Annotated in this window: 3 protein-coding genes and 2 tRNA genes; 2 read left to right on the top strand and 3 right to left on the bottom strand. The window is 60.3% G+C overall.

All coding sequences use genetic code 11. The annotated features are described in order from the left end of the window. The first annotated feature begins 105 nt into the window (after positions 1–105). A complete protein-coding gene (locus B8115_RS10475) occupies positions 106–1,041 on the top strand; it encodes an NAD(P)-dependent oxidoreductase (RefSeq protein ID WP_370542919.1) in 936 nt (311 codons plus the stop codon). A gap of 496 nt (positions 1,042–1,537) precedes the next feature. On the opposite strand, the gene B8115_RS10470 is transcribed toward B8115_RS10475, so the two are convergent. The 3 genes from B8115_RS10470 to gltX form a co-directional block, all read right to left on the bottom strand. Continuing rightward, positions 1,538–1,613 (bottom strand) — tRNA-Glu (locus tag B8115_RS10470). Positions 1,614–1,645: 32 nt separating this feature from the next. Then, positions 1,646–1,721, bottom strand: a tRNA-Ala gene (locus tag B8115_RS10465). Positions 1,722–1,787: 66 nt separating this feature from the next. Then, positions 1,788–3,269, bottom strand: a complete 1,482-nt coding sequence (gene gltX / locus B8115_RS10460) for a glutamate--tRNA ligase (protein ID WP_010627748.1) — start codon at positions 3,267–3,269, stop codon at positions 1,788–1,790. A 243-nt stretch (positions 3,270–3,512) separates the two neighbouring features. Here gltX and B8115_RS10455 point away from each other — a divergent pair. After that, positions 3,513–3,712: helix-turn-helix domain-containing protein (locus tag B8115_RS10455; protein ID WP_035590780.1), on the top strand; the 200-nt coding region annotated here is incomplete at its 3' end.

Below are 3,712 nucleotides of genomic sequence, written 5' to 3'. Positions count from 1 at the left end.
GACTATCCTGCCAAGTAAGTCGGCAGGACGCGGCCTGCGCCGCAATGCACTGGAAAGCCGCCTTCGGGCGGCTTTCTGCGTCTCGCGCTTCATACGCAGCCACGCGTGCCACGCTGGGCTCCAGGCTGCCACCAAGAAAAGAGGGAACAGCACATGCAAGAGCAGATTTCCACCGTCGCCTTCATCGGCCTGGGCGTGATGGGCTATCCCATGGCCGGCCACCTGGCCCGCGCGGGGCTCACCGTGCGCGTCTACAACCGCAGCGTGGACAAGGCCAAGGCCTGGGCCGAGCAGTTCGGCGGCAGCTACCACGCCACGCCCGCGGAAGCCGCCCAGGGAGCCGACCTGGTGCTGGTCTGCGTCGGCAATGACGACGACGTCAGACAGGTCACCACCGGCGAACAGGGAGCACTTTCCGGCATGTGCGCAGGCAGCCTTCTGGTCGACCACACCACGGCCTCTGCCGATCTCGCCCAGGAACTCGACGCCGCCTGCCGCACAAGCGACATAGGCTTCATCGACGCCCCGGTCTCAGGTGGCCAACAAGGCGCCGAGAACGGCGCATTGACCGTCATGTGCGGCGGTAGCGAAGCGGATTTCGTTCGCGCCGAGACCACCCTCGCCCACTACGCCAGGGCCGTCACCTTGATGGGGCCGACCGGCAGCGGTCAGCTGACCAAGATGGTCAACCAGATCTGCATTGCCGGATTGGTGCAGGGGCTTGCCGAGGGATTGCACTTCGCCGAGCGGGCCGGTCTCGATCAGCAGCGCGTGATTGACGTCATCTCCAAGGGTGCCGCCGGCTCCTGGCAGATGGAGAACCGCCACAAGACCATGATCGCCGATGAGTACGAGCACGGCTTCGCCGTCGACTGGATGCGCAAGGATCTGGGGATCTGCCTCGAGCAAGCGCGCCGATTGCAGGCCCGCCTACCGGTCACCGCACTCGTGGATCAGTTCTATGGCGACGTTCAGGTAATGGGCGGCGGACGCTGGGACACCTCTTCGCTGCTGCGAAGACTGCGCGGACATGACGACTGATTCACCTCACGCAACCTAACACGCTTGGAGGCGTCGCCTACCCGCGACACCTCTAAGTGAAAAGCATCAGAAAAGGACTAACCTTCTCTTGACAGCCGTCACTTTTCACGGAGCGAATCCAGCCTTTGGCAAGGGCGGCACGTTTTCCACACATTCTGTGGATAACCCTGTTCACAACCTCAAGAAAACACCATCAAATCGGCATGAGAAGGGGCTTGCAGTTAGATTGGCTATTTTTTGATCAATCATAACCCATTGAAATCATTGATTTTTTGCAGCCGCACACTTCCCAATGGACAATCTGGAGATTTACGCACAGGCGCACGCACCGCACACTGTGCAAGTGGACAAGTCAAGCCGGAAAAGCTGGAAAAACGGCAACTTCAATGGGTTTTTCACGCATAGCGACCCGCCCAGATGAGAACCTATCCCAGGCGTGAACGGGCGAGACTTATTGAGGGCAAAGCGATGTAGACCAGGGTCCACAAGAGAGAAGTGGCGTCCCATAGGGGGTTCGAACCCCTGTTCCCGCCGTGAAAGGGCGGTGTCCTGGACCACTAGACGAATGGGACGCAATGTCGTTCAAATATCGGCACAAGGCGTTTGGTGGAGCCTAGCGGGATCGAACCGCTGACCTCGACACTGCCAGTGTCGCGCTCTCCCAGCTGAGCTAAGGCCCCACAAGTGCCGTGAAGACGGGGCGTATGTTACTGATCTACCCCGTCTTCGTCAAGAAGAAATGTGGATTATTGCAGGTCGCGGTACTCCTTCTCGAAGCGCTTGGCCTGCTTCTTGGACACGCCCCCCAGCGCCTCGATGGCATGGCGCAGCCGAGCCCGGGTCACATCGGAACCGAGAATGGCCATGGCATCCATCACCGAGGTGCTGGCCGCAGAGCCGGTGATGGCGATGAACACCGGCGCCAGAAACTCCTTCATCTTCAGTCCGAAGTAACCGGCCAGCAGCTTGACCTCGGCGAGCAGCGCCTCCTTGTGCCAGGCCGGCACCGCCTCGAAGCGCCACACGAGGAACTGCAGCAGCCTGACGAGCTCTTCGCGCTCCAGCTTGATGTCTTCGAAATCCTGCTCACTGACGCTCGGAACGCCGCTGAAGAAGTGGCCGGCCAATGGAGCCACCTGCGAAAGCGTCTCTACCCGGGTACGCACCTGGGGCAGGATCTGACCGACGTACTCTTCGTTGAAGGCCCACTCCATGAGCGCCTTGAGAAAGGCCCTGTCGTCGAGATCCTCGCGAATGTAGAGCCCATTGAGCCAAGTGAGCTTTTCCAGGTCGAATACCGGCCCACCGAGCGACACGCGCTGGATGTCGAAGTGCGCCATCATCTCGTCGAGCGAGAACTTCTCCCGCTCGTCCGGCATCGACCAGCCCATGCGGCCCAGGTAGTTGATCACCGCCTGGGGCAGGAAGCCCATACGCTTGTAGTAGTTGATGGAGGTGGGATTCTTGCGCTTGGAGAGCTTCGACTTGTCGGGATTGCGCAACAGCGGCATGTGACACAGCACCGGCATTTCCCACCCGAAGTACTCATACAGCAGTTGATGCTTGGGCGCCGAATTGATCCACTCCTCGCCGCGCAGCACGTGGGTAATGCCCATCAAGTGGTCGTCCACTACGTTGGCCAGGTGGTAGGTGGGCATGCCATCCGACTTCAACAGCACCTGAGCGTCGACCTGCGCCCAATCGACCTCGATGGTGCCACGCAACATGTCATCGATGACACAGGTACCGCTGCTCGGCACCTTCATGCGCACCACGTAGGGCCACCCTTCCCGCTCGCGACGCGCCACCTCTTCCTCCGGCAGCGCCAGGTCAGTGGGCTTCAGCGCGAGATGCAGGCCACTTGCCTTACGCGCCTCTCTCAGCTCATCCAGCTCTTCACTGGTGCGGTAGCACTTGAAGGCATGCCCGGCCTCGATCAACTGGCGCGCATGCTCGGCATAGATATCGCCCCGCTCGCTCTGGCGATACGGACCATGCGGCCCGCCCACGTCGGGACCCTCGTCCCACTCGAGCCCCAGCCAGCGCAGGGAATCGAGGATCATCTGCTCGGACTCGAGCGTGGAGCGCACCCGGTCCGTATCCTCGATGCGCAGGATGAACTGCCCACCGTGCTGCCTCGCAAAGCAGAGGTTGAACAGCGCGATGTAAGCAGTGCCTACGTGGGGATCGCCAGTGGGTGACGGCGCAATACGAGTACGTACGGTCATGTCGTCCTTATCCAGTCGGGAAAACTCATGGCGGCATTATACGCACCTGGCACGACGGGGGCAGCCGCACCGGCCGCCTTGCTTCCGCCAAGCACGCCAGTCACCCCAGGCACGTTTATTGCCGTTGCCGCTCGCGGCACGGCCAGGGATGGTGTGTAAAACGTTGAACTGCCAAATTTGCACACTTAACATGGATCATTGACAATCACTTTCCTTTGGTTCTTCTGTCTTCAGGTTGATGCAATGGACTCACTGGGTAATAGAATCAAGCAATTAAGATTGCAGGCAAATCTCAACAAGGCTGCACTTGCCAGAAAGGTCGGCGTATCGGATGTCACGATCTCGTACTGGGAGTCGGGCGCGATCAAGCAGATCGGTCATGAGCGGCTGGTAGCACTGGCAGATGCTCTAGGCTGTACACTGGGGCAACTGCTCGAAGGTGT

Source organism: Halomonas sp. KM-1, from assembly GCF_000246875.1.
GTDB classification, from domain to species: Bacteria; Pseudomonadota; Gammaproteobacteria; order Pseudomonadales; family Halomonadaceae; genus Halomonas; species Halomonas aerodenitrificans.
The sequence above is the reverse complement of the archived record's forward strand: the minus strand, read 5'-3'. Positions and strand labels throughout refer to the sequence as shown.

Bases quoted from the DNA above. Each gene is read 5' to 3' on its own strand.
- gltX (WP_010627748.1), bottom strand. From the start codon at position 3,269: ATGACCGTACGTACTCGTATTGCGCCGTCACCCACTGGCGATCCCCAC.